24 protein-coding genes and 2 rRNA genes are annotated in these 23,425 nt (G+C 68.5%); 17 read left to right on the top strand and 9 right to left on the bottom strand.

The window, feature by feature from the left end:
* From BM199_RS29470 to BM199_RS29480, 3 genes are all read left to right on the top strand, one after another.
* Positions 1-110 (top strand): 23S ribosomal RNA (locus BM199_RS29470); the annotation flags it as partial.
* Positions 111-199: 89 nt separating this feature from the next.
* A 5S ribosomal RNA gene (rrf, locus tag BM199_RS29475) occupies positions 200-316 on the top strand.
* 142 nt (positions 317-458) lie between these two features.
* Complete coding sequence (locus tag BM199_RS29480) at positions 459-869, top strand: hypothetical protein (RefSeq protein ID WP_091678492.1); 411 nt, start codon at positions 459-461, stop codon at positions 867-869.
* 5 nt (positions 870-874) lie between these two features.
* Here the strand turns inward: BM199_RS29480 and BM199_RS29485 are convergent, their stop codons facing one another.
* Positions 875-1,630 carry a type 1 glutamine amidotransferase gene (locus tag BM199_RS29485; protein WP_091678638.1) on the bottom strand — a complete coding sequence of 252 codons (756 nt, stop codon included), beginning with the start codon at positions 1,628-1,630 and terminating at the stop codon, positions 875-877.
* A gap of 78 nt (positions 1,631-1,708) precedes the next feature.
* On the opposite strand from BM199_RS29485, the gene BM199_RS29490 reads away from it, so the two are divergent.
* Together BM199_RS29490 and BM199_RS29495 are read left to right on the top strand one after the other, a co-directional pair.
* The gene (locus BM199_RS29490) at positions 1,709-4,681 is read left to right on the top strand and encodes a bifunctional [glutamine synthetase] adenylyltransferase/[glutamine synthetase]-adenylyl-L-tyrosine phosphorylase (RefSeq protein WP_091678495.1); all 2,973 of its coding nucleotides are present in this window, start codon (positions 1,709-1,711) and stop codon (positions 4,679-4,681) included.
* An 83-nt stretch (positions 4,682-4,764) separates the two neighbouring features.
* Positions 4,765-5,196: an acyl-CoA thioesterase gene (locus BM199_RS29495; RefSeq protein ID WP_091678498.1), complete on the top strand. Its 432-nt coding sequence runs from the start codon at positions 4,765-4,767 to the stop codon at positions 5,194-5,196.
* 61 nt (positions 5,197-5,257) lie between these two features.
* Here BM199_RS29495 and BM199_RS29500 read toward each other — a convergent pair whose 3' ends face one another.
* On the bottom strand, positions 5,258-5,671 hold the full coding sequence (locus BM199_RS29500; protein ID WP_245788901.1) for an SDR family oxidoreductase: 414 nt from the start codon (positions 5,669-5,671) through the stop codon (positions 5,258-5,260).
* Between BM199_RS29500 and BM199_RS29505 the strand changes: the two genes are divergently transcribed.
* The 3 genes from BM199_RS29505 to BM199_RS34305 all read left to right on the top strand — a co-directional run bounded on the left by BM199_RS29505 (position 5,570) and on the right by BM199_RS34305 (position 7,466).
* Entirely contained in the window at positions 5,570-6,664 is a 1,095-nt protein-coding gene (locus tag BM199_RS29505) for a dihydroorotase (RefSeq protein WP_245788891.1), read from the top strand. The two genes, BM199_RS29500 and BM199_RS29505, sit on opposite strands and share 102 nt — an antisense overlap.
* Complete coding sequence (locus BM199_RS29510) at positions 6,661-7,212, top strand: HpcH/HpaI aldolase/citrate lyase family protein (RefSeq protein WP_218160465.1); 552 nt, start codon at positions 6,661-6,663, stop codon at positions 7,210-7,212. The genes BM199_RS29505 and BM199_RS29510 overlap by 4 nt, the downstream gene beginning before the upstream one ends.
* Before the next feature lie 74 nt (positions 7,213-7,286).
* Positions 7,287-7,466, top strand: a complete 180-nt coding sequence (locus BM199_RS34305) for a hypothetical protein (RefSeq protein WP_218160466.1) — start codon at positions 7,287-7,289, stop codon at positions 7,464-7,466.
* 133 nt (positions 7,467-7,599) lie between these two features.
* Here the strand turns inward: BM199_RS34305 and glnA are convergent, their stop codons facing one another.
* Positions 7,600-9,024, bottom strand: a complete 1,425-nt coding sequence (glnA, locus tag BM199_RS29515) for a type I glutamate--ammonia ligase (RefSeq protein ID WP_091678504.1) — start codon at positions 9,022-9,024, stop codon at positions 7,600-7,602.
* A 174-nt stretch (positions 9,025-9,198) separates the two neighbouring features.
* Here glnA and BM199_RS29520 point away from each other — a divergent pair, with 174 nt between their 5' ends.
* Positions 9,199-9,684, top strand: coding sequence for an RDD family protein (locus BM199_RS29520; protein ID WP_091678507.1), 486 nt, complete (start codon positions 9,199-9,201; stop codon positions 9,682-9,684).
* A gap of 43 nt (positions 9,685-9,727) precedes the next feature.
* Here BM199_RS29520 and BM199_RS29525 read toward each other — a convergent pair whose 3' ends face one another.
* Positions 9,728-10,456: a DUF4191 domain-containing protein gene (locus BM199_RS29525; protein WP_091678510.1), complete on the bottom strand. Its 729-nt coding sequence runs from the start codon at positions 10,454-10,456 to the stop codon at positions 9,728-9,730.
* A 102-nt stretch (positions 10,457-10,558) separates the two neighbouring features.
* Here BM199_RS29525 and BM199_RS29530 point away from each other — a divergent pair, with 102 nt between their 5' ends.
* The 6 genes from BM199_RS29530 to BM199_RS29555 all read left to right on the top strand — a co-directional run bounded on the left by BM199_RS29530 (position 10,559) and on the right by BM199_RS29555 (position 15,230).
* Positions 10,559-12,637 (top strand): ATP-dependent DNA helicase UvrD2, encoded by a 2,079-nt coding sequence (locus BM199_RS29530; protein WP_245788903.1) that lies wholly within the window; start codon positions 10,559-10,561, stop codon positions 12,635-12,637.
* A 217-nt stretch (positions 12,638-12,854) separates the two neighbouring features.
* Positions 12,855-13,148: a hypothetical protein gene (locus BM199_RS29535; protein ID WP_091678517.1), complete on the top strand. Its 294-nt coding sequence runs from the start codon at positions 12,855-12,857 to the stop codon at positions 13,146-13,148.
* Positions 13,149-13,286: 138 nt separating this feature from the next.
* Positions 13,287-13,661 (top strand): WhiB family transcriptional regulator, encoded by a 375-nt coding sequence (locus BM199_RS29540; protein WP_091678519.1) that lies wholly within the window; start codon positions 13,287-13,289, stop codon positions 13,659-13,661.
* A gap of 88 nt (positions 13,662-13,749) precedes the next feature.
* On the top strand, positions 13,750-14,016 hold the full coding sequence (locus tag BM199_RS29545; protein WP_091678522.1) for a hypothetical protein: 267 nt from the start codon (positions 13,750-13,752) through the stop codon (positions 14,014-14,016).
* Between the two features lie 114 nt (positions 14,017-14,130).
* Positions 14,131-15,045 (top strand): class I SAM-dependent methyltransferase, encoded by a 915-nt coding sequence (locus BM199_RS29550; protein ID WP_091678642.1) that lies wholly within the window; start codon positions 14,131-14,133, stop codon positions 15,043-15,045.
* On the top strand, positions 15,042-15,230 hold the full coding sequence (locus tag BM199_RS29555) for a hypothetical protein (protein WP_091678644.1): 189 nt from the start codon (positions 15,042-15,044) through the stop codon (positions 15,228-15,230). Before BM199_RS29550 ends, BM199_RS29555 begins: the two co-directional genes overlap by 4 nt.
* A 193-nt stretch (positions 15,231-15,423) precedes the next feature.
* On the opposite strand, the gene BM199_RS29560 is transcribed toward BM199_RS29555, so the two are convergent.
* From BM199_RS29560 to BM199_RS29570, 3 genes are all read right to left on the bottom strand, one after another.
* Complete coding sequence (locus tag BM199_RS29560) at positions 15,424-16,392, bottom strand: hypothetical protein (RefSeq protein WP_245788893.1); 969 nt, start codon at positions 16,390-16,392, stop codon at positions 15,424-15,426.
* Positions 16,393-16,504: 112 nt separating this feature from the next.
* Positions 16,505-17,854, bottom strand: a complete 1,350-nt coding sequence (locus tag BM199_RS29565) for an ABC1 kinase family protein (RefSeq protein ID WP_091678651.1) — start codon at positions 17,852-17,854, stop codon at positions 16,505-16,507.
* A 49-nt stretch (positions 17,855-17,903) separates the two neighbouring features.
* Positions 17,904-18,986: a TOMM precursor leader peptide-binding protein gene (locus tag BM199_RS29570; protein WP_091678525.1), complete on the bottom strand. Its 1,083-nt coding sequence runs from the start codon at positions 18,984-18,986 to the stop codon at positions 17,904-17,906.
* 215 nt (positions 18,987-19,201) lie between these two features.
* Between BM199_RS29570 and BM199_RS29575 the strand changes: the two genes are divergently transcribed.
* On the top strand, positions 19,202-19,723 hold the full coding sequence (locus BM199_RS29575) for a M48 metallopeptidase family protein (RefSeq protein ID WP_425425614.1): 522 nt from the start codon (positions 19,202-19,204) through the stop codon (positions 19,721-19,723).
* A 66-nt stretch (positions 19,724-19,789) separates the two neighbouring features.
* Here BM199_RS29575 and BM199_RS29580 read toward each other — a convergent pair whose 3' ends face one another.
* Positions 19,790-21,211: a zinc-dependent metalloprotease gene (locus BM199_RS29580; RefSeq protein WP_091678527.1), complete on the bottom strand. Its 1,422-nt coding sequence runs from the start codon at positions 21,209-21,211 to the stop codon at positions 19,790-19,792.
* Positions 21,212-21,551: 340 nt separating this feature from the next.
* Here BM199_RS29580 and BM199_RS29585 point away from each other — a divergent pair, with 340 nt between their 5' ends.
* Positions 21,552-22,715, top strand: coding sequence for a YlbL family protein (locus tag BM199_RS29585; protein ID WP_342741744.1), 1,164 nt, complete (start codon positions 21,552-21,554; stop codon positions 22,713-22,715).
* A gap of 8 nt (positions 22,716-22,723) precedes the next feature.
* Here BM199_RS29585 and BM199_RS29590 read toward each other — a convergent pair whose 3' ends face one another.
* The gene (locus tag BM199_RS29590; protein WP_091678530.1) at positions 22,724-23,290 is read right to left on the bottom strand and encodes a PPA1309 family protein; all 567 of its coding nucleotides are present in this window, start codon (positions 23,288-23,290) and stop codon (positions 22,724-22,726) included.
* Between the last annotated feature and the right edge of the window lie 135 nt (positions 23,291-23,425).

Consider the following 23,425-nt stretch of genomic DNA (forward strand, 5'->3'; position numbering starts at 1 on the left):
CCCTTTGTGGGTTAAGGCCCCCAACAGACCATTGGGTTGATAGGCCAGAAATGGACGCACAGTAATGTGTTTTGAGTTGACTGGTACTAATAGGCCGAGGACTTGCCCACAAACATGCTACGCATCCGCTCTACAGCTCTGAAACACCACACCACCACCGGTCCGGCCGGTGGACAGGTGGTTGGTTGTTTCACAGAGTTACGGTGATCATAGCGCCAGGGAAACGCCCGGTCCCATTCCGAACCCGGAAGCTAAGCCTGGCAGCGCCGATGGTACTGCAGCCGAAGGGCTGTGGGAGAGTAGGACGTCGCCGAACACCCTTTGAAGAATGCCCGGAGCCCCGGTCGAGAAGCACACCTTCTCCCGGGGCTCCGCGCATTTCCACCCCGCCACCCGAATTTGCGGCAACTTGCGGCCATGGCCGGGCGCCGTCCCGGCCGTGTTCCTACGCTGAGGCAATGGAAAAGTTGAGTCGGGTGGCGCTCGGTGTCCTGTCTGTGATCGCGGTGCTCGGCGGGATCACGCTCGCGGTGAGAATGATTCTGTACTTGGGCCCTGTCGGGTACGTGCCTGAACTGGCGGAGATCGGCGGCTGGGGGATCATTGCCGGCCCGCTCGCGTTGGGGGTCTACGCCGCGGGCGCCGTCGAGGCGAGGCTCGCGTCGCGTATCGGCGTCGGCGTCGGCCTGATGTTCGCTGCCTTCTTCGCCACTGTGCTGATTTCGTATGTCGTTTCGCTGACCGCGCATAGAGGTGGTCCGCGGGGCAATGTGGAGGACGGCACTGCGGGAATTCTGTGGCTGCTCGCCGGTGCGTTCTTCCTCTGGCGCCTCGCGGTCCGTCGCTGGCCGGTGCAGCTGCCCGGGTGAGCTGCTCAGGCCAGGGGCAGCGTGCTGCGTGGCTTCTGTGCGGGCGCGATCCGGCCTGCCGCCAGTTCGACGAACCTGTGCGCGAACGGCCGCCAGGTTTCCGCGATGTCTGCGTGCGCGGTCGCGAGCGTGTCGTCGTTCAACCCACCTGGCCGGGCGTACTCGGCCAGCTCCGGGGAGTCCGCGGCCCACCTGCGAACCACGTCAGGTGTCGTCTCGATGTGGAACTGGATGCCGTAGACGCAGCGATTCAGACGGAACGCCTGGTTCGCGTAGCCAGGGGCGGAGGCCAGGAGGTCGGCTCCCGCCGGCAGTCGCTCGATCACATCCTGGTGGAACTGCAGCACATCCTGAACCAGGGGAAGGTCGGCGAAGAGCGGGTCCATCCACGCGACGTCCTTCTTCGACACCAGCGCGGGCCCGACCTCCGGTCCCTGCTTGCCCCGTCCGACCACGCCACCCGTCGCGACGGCAAGCAGTTGCGCGCCGAGGCACACCCCGAGGGTCGGGATCGCGTTGCCTGCCGCTGTGGCCAGGAGCCCGCGCACCGCGGCGAGCCAGGGATGGGCGCGGTCCTCCTCGGCGTTCATGCCACCACCGAGGCACACCACGCCCTGGTACCCCTCGATGCCGTCCGGCAGGGTGTCCATGGGCGGTAGCCGCACGTCCAGTTCGGCGCCCGCCTCGGACAGCCAGTCGCCGAGGGGGCCGATCGGGTCGGATTCGTCGGGCTGGATCACCAGCAGGCGCACGCCGTTCACGCCCACCAGGATACGTGCGGTGTATCGCCGGTGATGTCTCGCATGGTCCGCTGAGGCTGCGGACTACGGTAAGACGCGATGGCAGAACGAGCTCGGGCGACCGCGTCGGCGGCGCGGTTCGGTTTCACCGACGACCGCGCCGAGCAACTCCTGCGCGATGCCGGGTGGTGGAGCGAATCGGGACCCCTGCCGGGCAGCGACGCGCTGCTCACCGCCTTCGCCCGCAGCCCTGATCCGGATCTCGCGCTGCGGGGAGTCGACCGCGTCCGGGAGGCGGACGAATCCGGCTGGCCCGAGCTGGCCGAGGAGCTTCGCACCAACGCCGTGCTGCGGGGCAGGCTGCTGTCCGTGCTCGGCTCGTCCACCGCGCTTTCGGACTTCCTCGCCGGGAACCCGGCCCAATGGCGCAGGGTCGTGGGCGCCGGCCTGACGAGACAAGAGGACTACGCGACCACCCTCGGCGCGGCCGTCCGGGACGACGAGGGTGTGCTCAGCGGCGCGGCGGCCGAGCAGGCCCTCCGTGTCGGCTATCGCGGCCTGCTGCTGGAGGTCGCGGCCGCGGACCTCGGTCACCTGGTGGAGCGGGAACTGGAGCAGCCGGACTACACCAGGATCGCCGCCCTGCTCACCACGCTCGCCGAGGCCGCCCTACGTGCCGGACTGGACGTGGCTGTGGGGGAGGTGGACAACGCCGAAGCGGCCCAGCTGGCCGTGATCGCCATGGGCAAATGCGGCGGCAGGGAACTCAACTACGTCAGCGACGTCGACGTGATCTTCGCGGCGGAGGGCGACCTCCAGGTCGCCACCAGGTTGGCCACCACGATGATGCGCACCGTCGGCAAGGCGTGTTTCGAGGTCGACGCCGCGTTGCGACCCGAGGGCAAGGCCGGCGCGCTGGTGCGGACGCTGGAGGGCCACGAGACGTACTACAAGAAGTGGGCCAGCACCTGGGAGTTCCAGGCCCTGCTCAAGGCGCGCCCCGTGGCGGGTGATCCCGACCTAGGGCAGCGCTACGCCGAGCTGGTCGCGCCGCTGGTCTGGTCGGCATCGGAACGGGACAACTTCGTCACCGACGTGCAGCGCATGCGGCGAAGAGTCGAGCGGCACGTACCGAGCGAGCTCGTCGACCGTGAACTCAAACTGGGCAGGGGCGGCCTGCGCGATGTCGAGTTCGCCGTGCAACTGCTGCAGATGGTGCACGGCAGGGTGGACGCGGACCTGCGCTCGGCATCCACGATGGAGGCGCTGTCCGCGCTCGGGTCGGGTGGCTATGTCGGCCGTTCCGACGCCGCCGAGCTGGAGGAGTCCTACGAGTTCCTCCGCACCGTCGAGCACCGGCTCCAGCTGCGCAGGCTGCGCCGCACCCACTTGTTTCCCGACGATTCCGAGACCGCGGAACTGCGCTGGCTGGCGCGGGCGTGCGGACTGCGCCCGGTACGCGGCAGGTCCGAGGGCGAGGCCCTGATCACCGCGTTCCGCAGACACGTACAGCGGATCCGGCGATTGCACGAGAAGCTGTTCTACCGCCCACTGCTCGACTCGGTGGCACGCGTGCCGACCGCCGCGTTGCGGCTGACGACCCAGCAGGCCGCGAGCAGGCTGGCTGCGCTCGGCTACGCCGCACCCGACGGGGCGCTGCAGCACATCCAAGCGCTGACGTCGGGGGTTTCCCGGCGTGCCGCGATCCAGCATGCGCTGCTGCCGGTACTGCTCGATCTGCTGGCGGACACCCCGGATCCCGACGGGGGGCTGCTCGCGTACCGGCGGGTGTCCGAGGCCCTCGCGGAGACGCCCTGGTATTTACGGGTGCTGCGCGACGAGTCGGCTGTCGTGGAGCGGGTCGCCCTGCTGCTCGGCACCTCGAAGCTGGTGCCCGACCTGCTGGTCCGCGCGCCCGAGGTGTTGCAGCTGCTCAGCGACCCCAACCGGCTGGCGGGCCGGTCACCGGCGGAGGTCGCGACGTCCCTGCGCGCAGCGGCGCGCAGACAGCCCGGTCTCGAAGCCGCTGTCACCATCGCCCGTTCCCTGCGCAGGCACGAGATGCTTCGGGTCGCGGCCGCGGATCTGCTGGACCTGCTCGACGTGCCCTCGGTGTGCGCGGCCCTCTCCTCGGTGTGGAGCGCCGTGCTGGAAGCCGCGCTGGCGGCGGCCGTGCGGGTGCGCAAGGCGGAACTGGGCAGCGAGCTGGCCACCATCGCCGTGATCGGGATGGGCAGGCTCGGCGGCGCCGAACTCGGCTACTCCTCGGACGCTGACGTGCTGTTCGTCTGTGAGCCAGCCGAGGGCGCCACTGATGCCGAGGCCGTCCGGTTCGCGTCCTCGGTCGCCGAGACCGTGCGCAAGGCACTCGGGGCGCCCAGTCAGGATCCGCCGCTCGAGGTGGACACCAATCTTCGGCCGGAAGGCCGCAACGGCGCGCTCGTGCGGACGCTCGCCTCCTACCGGGCGTACTACGAACGCTGGTCCGAGGTGTGGGAGGCACAGGCGCTGCTTCGCGCCCGGCCGGTAGCGGGAGATCCCGAGCTGGGGGAGCGGTTCATCGAGGCGGTGAACCCGTTCCGGTACCCGGAGGGGGGCCTCGACCCGGTGCGGATCAGGGAGGTCCGGCGGATCAAGGCCAGAGTGGACACCGAGCGGATGCCGAAGGGAGCCGACCGCACGACGCACACGAAGCTGGGCCGCGGCGGGCTGGCCGACGTCGAATGGACCGCCCAGTTGTGGCAGCTGCGGTACGCGCACGAGGTGCCGGGGTTGCGGACCACGTCGACCCCTGGCGCGCTGCGTGCCATGGCCGAGGCGGGGCTGGTCGAGTCCGAGGATGCCGAGGCACTGGTCGACGCCTGGATGCTGGCGACAAGGGCCCGCAACGCGGGCATGCTGGTCCGCGGAAAGCCGGTCGATCAGCTCCCGGGATCGGGGCGGGAACTGGCCGCCGTGGCCCGTGTCCTCGGTTACCCGGCCGATGAGGACCCCGGCGAGTTCCTCGACCAGTACCGCCGCACGACCCGGCGGGCGCACGCCATCGTCGAACGCCTCTTCTACGAGGACTGAGTCCGGTCCTGCTCGCGCGGGAGAAACTGCCTGCTCGGTCACCATCGGCACGCGCTGTCGGTACGGAGATTTACAGTGACTGCGTGACCGAGCGCGAACCATTCCGGGTACAGATCAAAGTCCGCCACTACGAGCTGGACACGTTAGGGCATCTCAACCACGCCGTGTACCACTCGTACGGCGAGGTGGCGCGCCTGGAGTTGATGGAGCAGGCCGGGCTGCTCACCAGCGGCATGCGGGAGGAACGCCTGGCCGCGGTCCTGCTCGAGTCGCACATCAGCTTCCGCAGGGAGTTGCGGGCAGGTGACGTCGTCGACGTCACCTGCGAGTCGAAGTTCGGCGAGGGCAAGACGTTCCGGATGGACTCGATGATCTACAAGTCCGACGGCACCACGGCGGCGGAGATCACCTGCACGCTCGGACTGATGGACCTCGAACGCCGCAAGCTTGTCGCGGACCCCCTGGACAGGATCAAAAAGGCCGGGGTCGACGTCGCGATGCTCGGCGCGACCTGAACGGACGCTCGCCGAAACGGAGCACGTCCACAGCAAGCGCGGCCACAGCCACCGAAGTAGCTCAGCCCATCCACATTCCGCCGTTGACGTCGACGGTGGCACCGGTGATCGACGCCGCGCCGGCTGAGCAGAGCCAGCCGACCGTCTCGGCGATCTCGGCCGGGGTCGCGATGTGGTCGAGCGGAATGGTGGCGCGCAGCGCGGTGAGCTCGTCCTCGGTCAGGCGATCGATCATCGTGGTCGCCACCGGGCCGGGTGCCACGCAGTTGACCCGGATTCGGCGGTGTGCCTGGTGCTTCGCCAGATGCCGGGTCAGCCCGATGAGCCCGGCCTTGGCCACCGCGTAGGCCGGGCCGGACAGCTCGGTGCCGCCGTGCCGCCCATTGACGGAACTGAACAGGACGCGGGAACAGAGAGCCGGGCATGTGCCCAGGGCGGCGTCACCACCGCACTGAACTACATGCGCACCGGGCAGTACTACCTGAACCGGGGCGGCGACTACGCCGATGTGTTCCCGGAGGTGCTTTCCGCCACCGAAGGAAAGTCCTACGTGGACTACGCCTACCACCTGGCCCCGATGATGCGTAGGCACATCGAGGAAATTCCGGCGCTGGTCCGCGACCACGGGGTCACCTCATTCAAGGTGTTCATGTTCTACGGCAGCCACGGACTGCACGGGCGGTCGACAGACCAGAACTCGTTCCTGATGATCCCCGAGGGCGAGCGTTATGACTACGCACACTTCGAGTTCGTCATGCGCGGCATTCAGGCCGCCCGCGAGCAGTTTCCCGATCTCGCGGACGAGATCTCGCTGTCGCTGCACTGTGAGACCGCCGAGATCATGGACGCGGCGCTGCGGATGGCCCAGGCGTTCCCGCACATCCGCTTTCGGCGTGAGGTGACGGTGGGACATCTGCTGGCCGACATCGACACCGCGTCGGGGATCGGCGGAAAGGTCAATCCGCCACTGCGTCCCCGCGAGGATGTCGAAGCGTTGTGGGAGCACGTGCTGGCCGGCGAGGTCGACTGGGTGGTCAGCGACCACGCCTGCTGCCGTGACGAGCAGAAGTTCGGTGACCCTCGGGAGGACGTGTTCGTCGCCAAGTCCGGCTTCGGCGGTGCCGAATATCTGCTTGCCGGCCTGATCACCGAAGGCACGCGGCGCGGCCTTCCCCTTGGTGAGATCGCCAAACTGACCGCCTGGAACCCTGCCACCCGTTTCGGCCTCCGCACCAAGGGGGCGATCGAGGCCGGGTTCGATGCCGATTTCGCCCTTGTCGACGCGGATACCGAGTGGACGGTCCGGGCGGCGGATTCGGAGTCCACGCAGGAGTACACCCCGTTCGAAGGTTTCGCGATGACCGCGGCCGTCACGGACACCTTCGTTCGCGGGCACCGGGTCCTCGATACCGGCAAGGTCGTTGGCGACCCGATCGGCCGCTACCAGAAGCGACCCACCGGCGCATGACTGCCCGCAGCTACCTCTACGTCCCAGGGGACCAGCCCGAGAAGCTGGCCGGCGCCGCTCGCCGAGGCGCCGACGCCTTGATCGTCGACCTGGAGGACGCCGTCGCCCCGTCGCGCAAATCGGACGCGCGGGCGGCGGCGTGCGCCTACCTCCGTACGGGGAAGGCGTGGGTCCGGATCAACTCCGAAACGGCATCACTGGACCTGGACGCCATCCTCGGTCGCCCCGGGCTGGCCGGGGTCGTAGTGCCCAAGGCGGAACCGGAGTTGCTCGCTGAGGTGGACGCGCTCCTTGCGGCGCATCCGGACCTGCCGATTCTGGCGATCATCGAAACCGCTCGGGGTATGCGCCGATTGGACGCGGTCGCGGAGTCCGCCCGCGTGGTCCGCCTCGGCCTGGACGAGGCCGATCTGGCAGGTGAACTGGGGCTGCGTCCCGGCCCGGATCGGGTGGAATTGTGGCCTCTCCGTTCGCAGGTCGTTGTCGCTTCCGCCGACGCCGGACTTGTGCCCCCGTTGGGCCTGTCGACACCTCGGTTCGTGATCTGACCCGGCTGGCCGATTCCACCCGGCTCCTGCTCCGGCAGGGCTTCCGCGCCCGGACCGCGATCACACCGGCTCAGGTGGACACCATCAACGCGGTGTTCACGCCCACACCTGATGAGGTGGCTGCCGCTCGTCGCGCCATCGAGCGGCTGGACCACGCGGACTCCGGCCTGGCCGTGGATACCGACGGCCGGCTGCTGGACCCTGCGGTTGTCCGTACGGCCCGTGAAGTGCTGAGCCGGGCCTCCGGCTCCTGAACACTCTTGCCGCTGTCGTATCGGTGGCACCTGAGAACGCGGAACGGCGACTGACCATGCACAGCACTGAGCAGTGTTTGTGCAGGTCAGTCGCCGTTCTGGCGATCGGGCTCTGGTCAGCCCTCGATCCCGATCACACGTCGTAGTAAAGCGCGAACTCGTACGGGTGCGGGCGCAGGCGCAGCGGGTCGATCTCGTGCTCGCGCTTGAAGGCGATCCAGGTCTCGATGACGTCCGGCGTGAAGACACCGCCCTCGAGCAGGTAGTCGTGATCGCGCTCGAGGTTGTCCAGCACGGTGCCGAGGTCACCCGGCACGAGCTTGACGTCCTTGGCCTCCTCCGGCGGGAGCTCGTAGAGGTCCTTGTCGATGGGGGCGGGCGGCTCGATCTTGTTCTTGATGCCGTCGAGCCCGGCCATCATCATCGCCGCGAACGCCAGGTACGGGTTCCCCGACGGGTCCGGGCAACGGAACTCGGCCCGCTTGGCCTTCGGGTTGTTGCCGGTGATCGGGATGCGGACGCAGGCCGAGCGGTTGCGCTGCGAGTAGACCAGGCTGACCGGGGCCTCGAAACCGGGCACCAGGCGGTGGTAGGAGTTCACCGTCGGGTTGGTGAACGCCAGCAGGCTCGGCGCGTGGTGCAGCAGGCCACCGATGTAGTGGCGAGCGGTGTCCGAAAGGCCCGCGTAACCCGACTCGTCGTGGAAGAGCGGCTGGCCGTCCTTCCAGAGCGACTGGTGTGCGTGCATTCCGGAACCGTTGTCACCGAAGAGCGGCTTCGGCATGAAGGTGGCGGTCTTGCCCGCCTTCCACGCCGTGTTCTTCACGATGTACTTGAAGAGCTGCAGGTCGTCGGCAGCGTGCAGCAGCGTGTTGAACTTGTAGTTGATCTCCGTCTGACCTGCGGTGCCGACCTCGTGGTGGGCGCGCTCGACCTCGAAGCCCGACGCGGACAGCTGGGTCACGATCTCGTCGCGCAGGTCGGCGAGGTGGTCGACCGGGGGCACGGGGAAGTAGCCGCCCTTGAAACGGGTCTTGTACCCCTTGTTGCCACCCTCTTCGTCGGCGCCGGTGTTCCACCAGCCCTCGACCGAGTCGATCTCGTGGAACGAGCCGTGCTCGGCGGAGTCGAACCTGATCGAGTCGAACACGTAGAACTCGGCTTCAGCGCCGAAGAACACCGCGTCGGCGACACCGGACTCGGCGATGAACTGCTCCGCCTTGCGAGCGATGTTGCGCGGGTCGCGGCTGTAGGCCTCACGGGTGAACGGATCGTGCACGAAGAAGTTGACGATCAACGTCTTGTGGTCGCGATACGGGTCGATCGTCGCCGTGGCGAGGTCCGGCAGCAGCAGCATGTCGGACTCGTGGATCGACTGGAAGCCACGCACGGAGGAGCCGTCGAACGCGAGCCCTTCTTCCATGGCCTCGCGGTCGAACGCCTTTGCGGGGACGGTGAAGTGCTGCATCACACCCGGCAGGTCACAGAACCTGATGTCGACGAACTCGATGTTCTCGTCGGCGATGAGGCGCTGGATATCGTCTGGAGTAGTGGACACCCTCTGTAGCTCCTTCGTGTTCGTTGCCCGCGGGGGGTACTCTCTTCGGCTCACGCTAAGAGCGCGGTGTTGCCCGACAGTCACCCGAATGTTTCGCCAGTGTTAACGGGTTGGCGAATACCGGAATCCCGACCAGGGCGAACGGCCCACGGGTGAGCGGAATACCCTGGACGGGTGGCGAGATGGACCGGTGAATGGCTCTCCGCACCCGCGGCTTCTCGGAGAATAGATGAATCCGAGCTCCCGCGCTGGCCCGGCGAGCGACTAGGGTTGCCCAAGGAAGGTGTCGGCTCCGCGGCAGGCGGTGGTCGCCGCTTCCTGGCCTTGGCGATAGACCTGGCCATGGCGTCCCTGCTGACCACCTTGTTCATTCGGCCCGACTTCAGCGACCCCGCAGTCATGCAGGGGTTCAACCTGTGGGCCGGTGCCGTGTGGGCCCTGATCACGATCGTGCCGGTCGCGTTCTTCGGCCTCACCCCAGGGATGCTCGCGCTCGGCATCCGGGTGGGCAGGCTGGACGGCGCGTCCTCTGTCGGGCTGTGGCGTGCGGTGGTGCGGGGCGCACTGACGTTCCTGATCATCCCCGCCGCAGTGCGCAATCCGGACGCCCGTGGCTGGCACGACCGGCTGACCGGCACGGTCGTGGTCCGCCTGCGCTGAGCACCGTCCCCGCGCAGGCGAGTCCTGACCCCGTTGTACGGAGTCAGCGGCGCCGGATCGTGCGCTGCACGTTGCGCATCTTGGCGCCCTGCGGCATCGGTCCCTTGGGCATCGCGGCCCCCCGAGTGCTCAGCGCGGCCAGCTTCGCCTCGAGCGCGTCGACCTGCGCGGGCTTGAGGTTGCGAGGGAGCTTCATCAGGTGTCGCTGCAGTTTGCGCAGCGGAACCTGGCCGTCCTCGTGCCCGATCACGACATCGTAGATCGGTGTCTCGCCGACCAGTCGTGCCACGCGCTTCTTCTCCTGCGCGAGCAGGCCCTTCACCCGGTGCGGCGCTCCCTCGGCCACGAGGATGACACCGGGACCACCGAGCACCCGGTGCACGGCGTCCAGTTGCGTGGTCGCGGCGACGGTCTGGGTCACCCTCCAGCGGCCCCGCAGATTGTCCAGCGCCCAGGCGGCGGCACCCGGCTGGCCGTCGGCCTTCGAGTAGACGGTTTTCTGCACGCGCCTGCCGAAGATGATCACGGCCGCGAGCACGCCGAGCATGATGCCCACAGGAAGCAGCGCCCACTCGATGCCCAGCAGCAGCCCGATGCCGAACACGGCAGCCGTGACCACCAGCACCGCACCCAGCATCCAGGGGATGAGCGCCTTGTCTTCCTTGCGCTGCATCTTGAAGGCTTCGAAGATCTGCCCGCGCCTCGCCTTGCTGGCAGCGCGCTTCGCCTTCTTCGCTTCCTTCTTCGCAGCCTTGTCCTGCTTACCCGCCATACGGTCCAGGATACGGCCGGGTGGGCAAGCGGTGACCTGTCGGCCCCCTCTGCGAGGATGCGGGCCGTGTCTTCCTTGGGTAGCGCTGCGTCCGAGACGTCTCTGACGTCGTCGAAAGCTCCCGCGAAGGCCGATGACCTGCTCGATGGTCTCGATCCTGAGCAGCGGGCCGCGGCCGTCGCGCCGCGGGGGCCGGTCTGCGTGCTGGCCGGCGCCGGCACGGGCAAGACCCGCACGATCACCCACCGCATCGCGCACCTGGTTCGATCCGGGCACGTGGCGGCGGGGCAGGTGCTGGCGGTGACGTTCACCGCGCGGGCCGCGGGGGAGATGCGGTCGAGGCTGCGTGCGCTCGGCGTCGAAGGGGCACAGGCGCGGACCTTTCACGCCGCGGCGCTGCGTCAGCTGCGCTACTTCTGGCCACGCGTGGTCGGTGACCAGCAGTGGGATCTGCTCGAGGGCAAGTTGCGCATGGTCGGGCAGGCCGCCAACCGCGTCGGCGCGGGCACGGAGCCCGAGGTACTGCGCGATCTGGCCGGGGAGATCGAGTGGGCCAAGGCCTCGCTGATCAGCCCCGAGGACTACCCGGCGGTGGCGAGCAGGTTGCAGCGGGACATCCCGGAATCCCCCGCGAGGGTCGCCGAGGTGTACCGGATGTACGAGCAGCTGAAGACCGCGGCGTCCCAGCTGGACTTCGACGACCTGCTGCTGCACACCACCGCTGCTCTGGAGGAGCACGGAACGGTGGCGAACGAGTTCCGGGACCGGTACCGCTGCTTCGTGGTCGACGAGTACCAGGACGTCACTCCGCTGCAGCAGCGACTGCTGGACGCCTGGGTCGGTGGCCGGGACGACCTGACGGTCGTGGGGGACGCGAACCAGACCATCTACTCCTTCGGCGGGGCGTCGCCGAAGCCGCTGCTCGAGTTCACCAGACGGTTTCCCGAGGCGGCCGTCGTGCGGTTGGAGCGGGACTACCGCTCGACTCCGCAGATCGTGGACCTGGCCAACCGGGTCATCGGCGCGGCGCGAGGCAGGCCGGCCGGATCCCGGCTACGGCTGATCGGTCAGCGCCCTGACGGGCCTGCGCCGCGGTTCGGCGAGTACGACGACGAGCCTGCCGAGGCCGCGGCCGCTGCCGCTCGGATCAGGGAACTCCTCGACTCCGGAGTGCCCGCCAGTGAGATCGCGATCCTCTACCGCGTCAACGCCCAGTCCGAGGCGTACGAACAGGCGCTCGCCGAGCTGGGCATCCCGTATCTCGTCCGGGGCGGGCAGCGCTTCTTCGATCGCCGCGAGGTGCGTCAGGCGGTGATCGCGTTGCGCCAGGCCGCGGCGAGTTCACCGGAGGGTGAACTCGCCGATCTGGTCCGCAGGGTGCTCGCCGCGGTCGGCCTGACCGAGCAGCCGCCGCAGGGAGGGGCGGCCAAGGAGCGCTGGGACGCGCTGCTCGCGCTCGTCGAGTTGGCGGAGGAGCTCCAGCGCACGGTCGAGGGGGCCACCTTGCGCACCTATGTCGCCGAACTTGAACAGCGGGCGTCGGCACAGCATCCGCCCACCGTGGAGGGCGTGACCCTGGCATCGCTGCACGCCGCGAAAGGCCTGGAGTGGGACGCGGTGTTCCTGGTGGGGCTCGCCGAGGGCACCATGCCGATCCAGCACGCCGACGGCGACGAGCGTGCGGTCGAGGAGGAGCGCAGGCTGTTCTACGTCGGGGTGACCCGCGCACGGGAGCACCTCTCGCTCAGCTGGGCGCTGTCCCGGCATCCTGGTGGCCGGCGCAATCGCAGGCGTAGCCGGTTCCTGTATGGGCTGCTTCCCGAGGAGCATCCGGCGGCGCGGGTGGCGCGGCCGCAGCCGAAGTCCGCGGCCGGCAAGGCCAAGTGCCGGGTGTGTGGTGGCCCACTGATGGCGACGATGGAGATAAAGCTGGGCCGCTGCGGTTCATGTCCGTCCGATCTGGACGAGGAACTGCTGGCCAGGCTCAAGGACTGGCGCGTGGAGCGAGCCAGGGAGCTGAAGGTCCCCGCCTATGTTGTCTTCACCGACGCGACACTCGTCGCGATCGCCGAGCAGCGCCCGGTGGATCACAGCGCACTCGTCGCGATCTCCGGCATCGGGGCGGGAAAACTCGACCGCTTCGGCGCCGAGGTCCTCGCCGTGGTGCGCGGAGCGAGCTGAGACGACTGTCGCGGTCGGTAGCCGGGCCGGCACGAGTTGCCAGGTATATCCCCTGTTCAGGGGTGTTTCCGGAGATCTTTGGAGATTTCTGGAAAATCGGTTGCCCCCGTACGCCGAAGAGCAATAGCCTGCATGTACTGGGTGGAAGCAACCACGCATGTTTCGCCGACGAGCACCATGGCGAGCCGTCCGGACAGCGTGAGGAGGTGGCAGCGAGATGAAGATCTTCGAACTGATCGGCACTCCTGGCACCAGGCTGTCCTGCGCCGCCAACACGCGCTTGACCGCTCGCCGGGAGTCCGGCATGTCCTGGGGCACCCAGCCGTGGCATGAGATGAGCTCTCGCACCGCTCGTGTGCGTAATGACCTCGTCCAGGCACTCGCTGGAGCCGACGCCAAGGCTGAGCGCATCTCCATCGCGCAGCGCCTCGCGTTCGTCCCGGTGACCGTCGATCTGCCGATCTACAAGCAGGTCTCTGCTCCGTCGTCTGCACATGAGCGAAGTCCCTGACGCTCCGTCAGGAGAACAGGCTCACAAAGGCCGCGGAACCGTAGACCGGATCCGCGGCCTTTGTGCTGTTCAGACCACCTTTTTGTCCAGCCGGCCTCGTCAGTCAGCAGTACAAACACGACACAAAGGAGAACGAGAATGTCTTCGGCAATCGCCTTCGCGTCAGAGAAGGCGTTATCCGACGAACTCGTCGACCATGGCATTGGGGACCTGCTCGACACGGTGTCCTCGCCCGACCTGGACCTGCCCTGCCGTTCGGGTGACGCGGACCTGTGGTTCGCCGAATCTCCCGCAGAACTGGAGCGGGCCAAGGGTTTCTGCGCCGACTGCCCGGTACGGGCAGCCTGCCTGGCAGGTGCTCTCGCACGGCGTGAGCCCTGGGGCGTATGGGGTGGCGAGATTTTCGAGCGCGGCGCCGTCGTCGCGCGGAAGAGGCCGCGGGGGCGGCCTCGCAAGAACGCCGTTGTCGAGCACAAGCCGGCAGCTGATCGCAACAGGAGCGTTGCGGCATGAGCAAACCTATGCAGCGCGCGATGAAGGTAACAAGCGGTGAGGGGCGAATGCCTTGCACGCCGAACGAAGTGAGGCAGGTCGAGACGGCATGAGCACGAGCATCAGCACCTCGAAACAGCGCACGTTGATGGCAGGCAGCGCTGCGGAGCGGATGCCGAGCACACCGAACGACGCTCCGAAGAACGTCAAGGAGATCCTGGAAATGTTGATGTACGAAGAACTGGCCAGAGCCCGAATACGCGATCTCGAGGAAGCCCTGGGTGGCCATCTCAACCCTACCCAGGGTGTGCGGCGGTTCGGCCGATGGCAGGGACGAAAGCCACGGCGCAACAGGGCTTCGGCCCGATCCTCCTAGAAAAACGCCTAAGCGGGCGGCTTTTCGCGGTCGAATAGCGGGAGCGGGACGGGTGCCGGTGCGACCGGCGCTCGTCCCGCTCTTCTCACGTTCGTTCGTGTTTAGATGGCGGTCATGTCCGCGCATACCCACGACGACTTGAACTGGGCGGCCAAGCTGCCCTCGATGCGCCGGGCGGACGCCCTGTTCGAAAAGGCCCTTCGGGATGTGGCCGAACGACTCGTCCGCGACCTCCCCGCACAGGCCACAGTGGTCGACGTCGGATGCGGTTCCGGCGGCATGAGCAGGGCGCTGGCTTCTGCCCTCGCCTGTCGAGGAGGGGGCACCCTCGTGCTCCTTGACGCTGTCGCGGAACTGCTACACGCGGCGTCCGAGGCCGCCCGCAGCGCTTCCGACGCCACCGTGGCTGACGCCGATTCGGTGGACGCACCGGTTGTCGCTCCCGTGCGGGTGCGTACGGTCCTCGCCGATGCCGGGCGCTCCGACCTACCGGCTCTGCTGCCGGAAGCCGATCTGGTCTGGGCGTCCTCGGTGGTGCATCACCTCCCCGATCAGCAGAAAGCGGTGGGCAGTCTGGCGGCTGCGCTACGCCATGGCGGCCTGCTCGCGGTCGCCGAAGGCGGGTTGGCGGCACGGTGCCTGCCGTGGGACCTGGGAGTGGGCGAGCCGGGCCTGGAAGCCCGGCTGATATCCGTACGCGAAGCCTGGTTCGGTGAGCTGCGCGCGGGCATGAAAGACGTCGTCCGAATGCCCTACGGCTGGGGTGCGGCTCTGGGCAAGGCCGGGCTTTCCGGGATCAGCTCCTTCAGTTATCTCGTGGATCACCCGGCCCCGGCTGCGCAACTGGTCTCGGACTTCGCAGTGGAGCGAGTCACCTGGCTGGCCGAGACTGCTGGGGACAAGCTCACGGCTGGCGACCACGCGGCCGTGCAGTCGCTGGTCGATCCGAACAGCGCGGACTATCTCGGCCACCGGGCCGACGTCCACCTGCTCTCCGCCTCGACTGTCCACTGTGGGTGGCGCCGGTGACCGGAGACGGAGTGGTGAGTTGCGCCCGCTGTGGCCGACTGCGGGATCCGGACGGGGATCCGGCGCGGAATCTGGCTTGGGCAGCCGAGTGGGACCACGGCGTGCTCCGTTGGCTCTGCCCGGACTGTGCACGGGCGCACGTGCGCGATATCGAAGGGAAGCTGCCCACCGAGTACTGGGGCTGATCCTGATCCGGCTGGCGCCCTCACAGCAAGATTGCTCGGCGACAGCGAACAACCCGCCGGTGTCTTCACCGAGTGCCTTGAACCGCGCGAGAGCGGCCGAGATGCCATAACGCACGACCTTCACCTGCTGCGATCTGGAACGGTGAGGCGAGGACCGAACGGCGCCTTGCCCGGCGAGATCAGGGTTGGCGGCCTAGTGTCCCGGCACCGCTCTCGTGGTCTCGACCTTGGGGCGAGGGCACAACGCCGCATGGCGAAACGCGCGGACGAGTTCCCGAATGACCTCCTGTCTGTCGTGGTACAGCCGATCGGCGGGGGTGCGGACCAGCACGACGCCCGCGGCGGTCAGTGCGAGGCGGACCATCCGTCCCTGGCCTGAGTTCTCCTCGTAGCGCGGGCTGAACTGCCAGCCCAGACCGGCCTCGTCCCACCAGGCGTCGACGGTTCCGATCGGTTTTCCCCTGCGGTCGCGTACGGTGACGTCCCACTGCGGCGGGGGCAGGGGAGCCTCGGCGCTCACGCGCCTCGCGACACCGAGCAGGAATGTGTCCCAGCCCCCGGTCAACTTCCGTAGCTCGGCGCGAACGGCGGAACTTCCCCGCTGATTGCCCGATGCCAGTTCGGCGTGCAGCTGGCGGGGCGTGCACAACCCTTCGTAGACAGGGACGGTGAGCAGGTCGCGCAGCCGTTCCGGGTCGTGCTCCCTGCGCGCGGCGTCGATCGCGGCGCGGGTGACCGGCGCGCAGGGCAACTCTTCGACGAACACCGGATCGGGTACTCGTGCGGTCCGTTCGACGAGGACGAACTCCGGTGGCCGTATCCGTCTGCCCGCGGGGATGAGAATGTGCACGGTTCGCGGCGGAGGCAGGCTCGCGCCCTGGGCGCGCAGGGCGTCGATACCGGTGATGGCGACATTCCTGCCCAGCCCCGCCACGGCAGCGCTCAACAACTGGTGTCGCGTCGGTTCGCCGAGGCCGAGCAGGACAACCCCAAGGGAGAGCCGGCGCCATGGCCCGCCGGGCCTGCACCGGGAGGCGATCGTCTTGATGGACATCCCGGAGGCTTTGAGCTGGGCGACCGTGGCGATGCCGTGGCGGAGGTGGAGCAGGCCGGAACCGGCACAGGTGGTGTCGCTGCAGGCCGCGAGAGCTGAACTGGTCATGTTCCGAGCGTGCCGCAGCCGATGTGGATCCGGAACGGGAAATCACGGCCTGTGGACAAATGGCGGGTGCGAGCGGAACCCGTGCGCCACGAGAGGGCTCACCTGTGGACTGTCACCCTGCGGCGAACCCTGGCTGCCAGTGCTCCACGATGGCACGCAATTCGAGTTCGGCGTCCAACTGGCACAGGATGCCGACTGCACCCGCGGTCACCCGGTGGATCAGCAGCCAGTTGGGCGGCAGATTGAGCGACCGGCCCGTGCGGAAGTCCTGCCCACGGGTGTCTCCCATCCGGAGGGCCTGCTGCTGCGCCCAACGCCGGGTGAAATGGAATCGCTCGCGGGTCAACGGGGCCACCAGCGGCGCGAGGTAGGCCTGGACATCCTCGGCGTCGAGTACCGTGCCCGGCCGGACGAAACCTTCGTCTCGCAGGGCATCCAGCAGTTCGGTCGACCTGCCCTCGAGTGCGAGGCGCATGATCGCGCCGAGCTGCGGTGGTGCACCCTCCGGCAGGCGGGCGACCGCCCCGAAGTCGATCACACACAGCCTGCCGTCCTCGAGCAGCATGAAGTTGCCGGGGTGCGGGTCGGAGTGAAGGAGCCGCGCGCGGGCGGGGGACGAGTAGTGGAACTCGGCGAGCAGGTGGCCCGCCCGGTCGCGCTGCTCGGTGGTCCCGTCGGCGATGATCTTCGCGAACGGCGTGCCGGTGACCCACTCGGTGACGATGACCCTGGGCGCGCTGGCCACCACGGGAGGTATCAGCACCTGGTCGTCCCCGGCGAAGGCCGCCGCGAACTCGCGCTGGTTGTCCGCTTCGGCGCGGTAGTCCAGCTCTTCGTCCATACGGTCGGCCAGTTCGGCGAGCAGCGGTTTGACCTCGGTGCCCGGGGCCAGTGCCTGGAACAGGCGGGCGAAGCGCTGCAGTTGCCGCAGATCACTGCGCAGCGCCTCGTCTGCGCCGGGGTACTGCACCTTGACCGCGACCTCGCGACCGTCGTGCCAGACGGCGTGGTGCACCTGGCCGATACTGGCCGCGGCGGCGGGTACGTCGCTGAACTCGGCGAACCGCTGCCGCCATCCGCGGCCGAGTTGCTCGGCCAGCACGCGATGGGTCTGCCGGGCCGACATCGGCGGGGCCGCGGCCTGCAGCTTCGTCAGTGCCTCCCGGTACGGCTCGGCCATCTCGTCCGGTACTGCGGCCTCGAACACGCTCAGCGCCTGGCCGAACTTCATCGCGCCGCCCTTGAGGGTGCCGAGCACCTCGAACAGTTGCTCCGCGGCCTTCGCGGACAGTGCTGCGTTGACCTCCTCGGCGCTCTGGCCGGTCAAGCGCTTGCCCCAGCCGCCGACGGCACGGCCCGCGATGCCAAGCGGAAGGCTCGCGAGTTTGGCGGTGCGCACCGCCGCCCTGCGCGGCATCGCGGCGTCGGGACGGTCATCGGTCGAGTCGAGGGATTCGGTCACGCCCACGATTCTGCCTTGCGGAACGGATTTCGCGCAGCCGTAAGGCGGATCAGCCCGGGCTCGCCATCGCTGACCGGGGCCGCGGCGCGCCCGGCGCAGGCGCTCCACACCCGCAGTCCGGGTGCGGCAACCAGGGACGGTGGTACACGGTGGCCTCGTAGGAATCGACTTCCAGCGTCGAGTTCCACACCGGCGGCATACCCTCGTTGTGACAGAGAACACGCAAAGCCTGCGTTGCGGCCAGCGAGGCCGTGGCCTGCACGGCCCCCAGGTCCGCCCGTCTGCTCTGCCCTGCGAGCTGGCTGGCGATCCTCGGCCAGCAGCTGTCCCGGTCGGTTCGATGCAGATCCGCACAGCGCAGGCAACTGCTGCGTCCCGGCCACACCAGTGGGCCCACGATGCCGATCCCGTCGCGCACCTGCACCGGAAGGTGCGGCAGCCCGTCGGCGAGCAGGCCACGCACGACCTCAGGGGCGGGCACGATGGCGTCGGTGAGCAGCACGAGGTCCGGTGACCGTCGGTCGACGGACCGTCCCGCCCTGGTGTCTGGATTGGCCCTGAGTACGGCCTCGAGAATCGACCGGCGCCTCGGCCGGCCGATGTCGGTGTCCAGGTATCCGGAACCCAGCTCGTCGTTGCCCACGGTTCCCGCTGCCCTGACGTCGATGCGGCCGATGCCCGCTGTTGCCAGCAGGACGCTCACCGCGACGGCGAGCCGCCCTCCACCGTGCACGAGAACGCAGCACTGCTCGCGCCGCACCGCGGCGTCGAAGCGGCTCAACCCGGCCCGCAGCGACCACAGTTCCGGTTCGGCCGCTGCCTTGCGGTGCCGGGCGGCCGGATATGCCTCCTCCACCAGTCCGCATTCGGTCAACCCGGTGAGGATCTCCCGCAGCCGTTCGCCGTGCACCGCTCCCGCGGCGTCCAGCAGCGTCCGAGTGCTGCGGCTGCCGTCCAAACCGCGAAGCAGGTCGATCAGGTTCGGTGGCAGTCCCTGTGCCACGACGGCGTGGCGTGGGTCCAGGCCGATCTGTATCTCGTCGGCCGCACGTTCGAGCACGTCAAGTCCTGGCAGTAGCCGAGGTCTGTGTGGAAGCTGTACGGAAATCCCTGCGGATGCGTGTTGGCCCATGTGCACACTGTGACCACCCCTCGCTAACCAGCGGCTAAGAATCCGCTGAGTTGTCCACAGGACGCGATACTTGTGGACAACTCAGCGGATGCGCCCTGAGAGCCGATTGCGCTGTCGGTGCTTGCCCTTACGGTGGACTGGTGGCCGAAGCACGGGTGCCCTCACTGAGGAACCGGGATCAGCAAGTCAGTCCGGGGAGCTCCCCACAACCGAAGATCGAGGTGCGGCGCAGTGCACGAAGGCGGCGCACCGTCACCGCGTACCGCGACGGCGACACACTCGTCGTGATGATTCCAGCCAAGATGACCAGGAAGGAGGAGCAGCACTGGGTTGCGGAAATGCAGCGCAAGCTGCTGCGAAGTGAGAGCAAGCGAGCAGCGCCCCGCAGTTCCGACGCGGCGCTACTGGCGAGGTGCGCGACCCTCTCCGCGCGCTACCTCGACGACACGGTGGCACCGTCGAGTGTGCGCTGGGTGCCGCCGATGCGCACCCGGTGGGCCTCCTGCACGCCTGCCGACCGCACGATTCGGGTGAGCGAGCGGCTGCGCGAGGTGCCGGCCTGGGTGCTCGACTACGTGCTCGTGCACGAACTCGCGCACCTGCGCGAAGCAGGGCACAACGCACGGTTTTGGCGATTGGTCGGCAACTACCCGAAGACGGAGCGCGCGATCGGCTACCTCGAGGGGCTGTCCGCCGCGGCGGGCTTGGGTATCACCGACGCCGACGACCTCGACTGAGAAAAGCACGCCCGGCGCGCCTCGGCGGGCACTTGCCCGCCGAGGCCAGCCGAACAGCGGGGCCGCTCAGCCCTTGGCGTCGCCCTTGTCGTCCTCATCGCTGTTGCTGTCTTCGCTGCTGCCGCCGCTCTCCTGCGGGCCGGACTCACCGGACTGCTGCTCGGCGCGCTCGGTCCGCTCCAGTTCGGCCATCGGGTCGAACGTCTCCACGCTCTCGGGGCCGTCGCCGAGACGGTCGGCGAACTCCATCGGGTCGTCGAGGTCCTCGGCGGTCGGCAGAAGGTCGGGATGTGTCCAGATGCCGTCCCGGACCTCGGCGCCGTGCCGATCGCCCACGAGCTTCCACAGTGCCGAGGCCGCACGCATGCGCCTGGGCCGCAGCTCCAGGCCGACGAGAGTGGCGAACGTCTGCTCGGCGGGCCCGCCGGTGGCGCGGCGCCTGCGCAGGGTTTCCCGCAGCGCGTCGGCTCCCGGCAGCCGGTCGCCGACGGCCTCGGCCACGACCACGTCCACCCAGCCCTCGACCAGTGCGAGCAGGGTCTCCAGTCGAGTGAGCGCGACCTGCTGCTCCGGAGTCGTCTTTGGCTCCAGCAGGCCGGAGGACATCGCTTCCTCGATGCTGGCCGGGTTGGTGGGATCCACCTGGCCCGCGAGTTGCTCGAGTGCTGAGGTGTCGACACTGATGCCGCTGGCGAACTCCTCGACCGTGGCCAGCAGTCGCTGTCGCAACCACGGCACATGGGCGAACAGCCGCTGGTGGGCTGCCTCGCGCGCGGCGATGAAGACGAGGACCTCGCTGCTGGGGCGCTCCAGCCCCTCGGTGAACTTCTCGATGTTCGCCGGCAGCAGGGCAGAGGTGTTGTCCGGTCCCAGCGGAAGCCCGACCTCGGAGGAGGTGAGCACCTCGGAAGCGAGTTCGGCGAGTGCGTTGCCCAGTTGCGAGCCGAACGCCATGCCGCCCATCTGGCCCACCATCGACAGCAGTGGGCCCGCGGCCTGCTTCGCCTCTTCGGGGAGGGCCTGCACCCAGGCGCCGGACACCTGCTTGGCGACCGGATCGCAGAGACGCTGCCAGGTCGGCAGGGTCTTGGACACCCAGTCCCGTGCGGTCCACGCGACGGTGTTGTTCGCCCCCGCGGGCAGGATGGTGGCCGCGTCCAGCCACAGTTCGGCGAGGTGAGCGGCGTCGCGGACCGCGCTCTCCCCGGACTTCTCCTGCGACGAGAACCCCAGTGAGCTGCCGCGCGTGCCGGCCAGCCGCTGCTCCGCGATCTGCTTGGCCAGGTCGTAGTTCACCGGGCCGGTCGAGCTACCCGCCTGGCTGAGCATCTGCCCGAGTTGGCTGAGCATCTGCCCAAGCTGGTTGAAGGCCTCGGGACCACCAGGGGGCTGCTGACCGCCGGACCCCGAGGACTTGTCGGAGTCGCGGTCGTTACCGCCACTGTCGCCGGGATCGGGGGGTCCGAAGCCGAACGGGGGATTGCTCATACTTCTTGCCTCACTCGCCGGCGGGCTGCACATCGCTCAGTGCCGTACCCGACTCGCTCACGGTGCCGGTCGCTCATACTTCTTGCCTCACTCGCCGGTCGCTCATATCTCTGCCTCACTCGCCGGCGGGCTGCACGTCGCTCGGTGCCATACCCATTCGTTCACGGTGCCGGTCGCTCATAGCACCACCGTACGCGGTACGCCAGATGGAGGTCGCCGTCGCAGCCCGGGGTTCGCCCTGAGCCGAACCCTGATTGTTACCGCGGGCGCGACTCGCGGCCGCGCCGTACGGCGTGGGCTGCCCGGCCCGGCCTGCGCTGTCACCGTACGCTGTTGCGCTGTGAGCGAGTCCCGTGACAAGGCCGACGGAAACACGCAGGCAAGCACGCCCTCGATCGGGTTCCCGGCGCCGCCGGTGAGTGTGCGGCCGAGCAGTACCGGCGAAACCGCCGACGACGATTCCGGTGGCACACGGCTGACGAGGCGCGGCTGGACCCTCGTGGTCAGCGGCGTGCTCGTAGTCGCCTTCGCCCTGCTGGGAACCTTCGTCCAAGTGCCGTACGTGGCGCTCGGGCCCGGTCCCACCTACGACACGATCGGGCTGGACGACGGAAAGCCCGTGGTCAACGTCGCTGGGGAGGAGACCTATCCGACCGAGGGCGAGCTCCGCATGACGACCGTGTCGTTGAACGACGAGGTCACCCTGTTCGGAGCACTCGGTCTGTGGGCCAGCGGCCGGTACGCGCTCGCCCCGCGGGAGGACTACTTCAAGCCGGGGGAGACCGACGAAGAGGTCAAGCGGGAGAACGTCAAACAGTTCCAGGACTCGCAGAGCAACGCCGAGGTCGCCGCACTGCGCAGGCTCGGCCACCCGGTGAAGGTGCTCGCCAAGGAAGTGGTGTCGGGCAGCCCGGCGGACCACGTGCTCGCGGCGGGTGACGAGCTGCTGATGGTCAACGGGAAGAAGATCACCAAGGAGGAGGACGTCCGCGCGGCTCTCGAGGGCACCCGCCCTGGCGAGACCATCTCGCTGACGTTCCAGCACGATGGACAGCCCGAGCGCACCGAGTCGGTGACGCTGGCCCAGCACGAGGACCCCGATCAGGAACAGGGGTTCATCGGCCTGGTCCCGATCGACCGTGCCGACGTCCCGTTCAACATAGACATCTCCCTCGAGGACGTCGGCGGACCGTCCGCGGGCCTCATCTTCGCCCTCGCGATCACCGATCGGCTGACGCCCGGTTCACTGGTCGGTGGCGAGCACATCGCGGGCACCGGCGAGATCACCGAGAAGGGCGCGGTGGGCCCGATCGGCGGCATCTCGTTCAAGGTGGTGGCGGCGAAGGAAGCGGGCGCGACGACCTTCCTGGTCCCGGAAGCCAACTGCGCCGAAGCGGCCGCGGCCGCACCGGACGGTCTCAACCTCGTCAAGGTGGGCGACCTCGACGGTGCGCTCAGCGCACTCGAGGACCTCAGGGAGGGCAGGCAGGCGCCGTCCTGCTGAGCGCCCGGCTACGGCGCGAAGGTCGCCTTCAATGCGTCCACGAGATTGGGCGCCAGTTCGGGATGCTCGATGATCTCATCGACACTGTCCCCTTCGCCCAGACCACGCAGCCGCATCACGCAGGCGGCACTGCCGTCGCGCAGCACGGCGGCCACGAGCCTGGCCTCGGTGCGCCTCGGATGGTCGGCAGCGGCCTGCCGCAGCCGCTGAGCGTCGTCATCACCGTGGCCGCCTCCGGGCAGTTCCTCTTCCGCGTCCGGGGGGAGCACGATGATCTCCTGCGCCAGCGCGCATCCGTGCACCGCCTCGGGCCACGCGATCCGCCCGAGTGCCTCGGCGAGGTCGCCCTCCGGAAGCTCGTCCTGTGCGACGGGTGTCAGCGGTGACGCCGCATCCAGTTGCGCGGCGAGTTCGGGCTGTTGGCTGAGCAGCTCGGCCGTGGGAACCAGGGCGAACAACTGGGGCGCCTGATCCCAACCCGCCGAGCCCACGAAGTCCTCGACTTCGCGGGCCAGCGCGGCCACACTCGGTTGCATCGACTGGTTCACTTCTGCCTGCTGTTCGCTGTCTGGCATGGCGACATCGTGGCAGGAACGACCCGGCCATGCCGCACCCGAGTCCGATTTGAGAGGCTTTACTCGGAACTCTGGTACGAATCCGTAGAGTTAAGTAATCAGGGGACGCTCGCTGAGGCCCGCGCCCCCACGAAG

It is taken from the genome of Amycolatopsis marina, from assembly GCF_900111885.1.
Taxonomy (GTDB): Bacteria; Actinomycetota; Actinomycetes; order Mycobacteriales; family Pseudonocardiaceae; genus Amycolatopsis; species Amycolatopsis marina.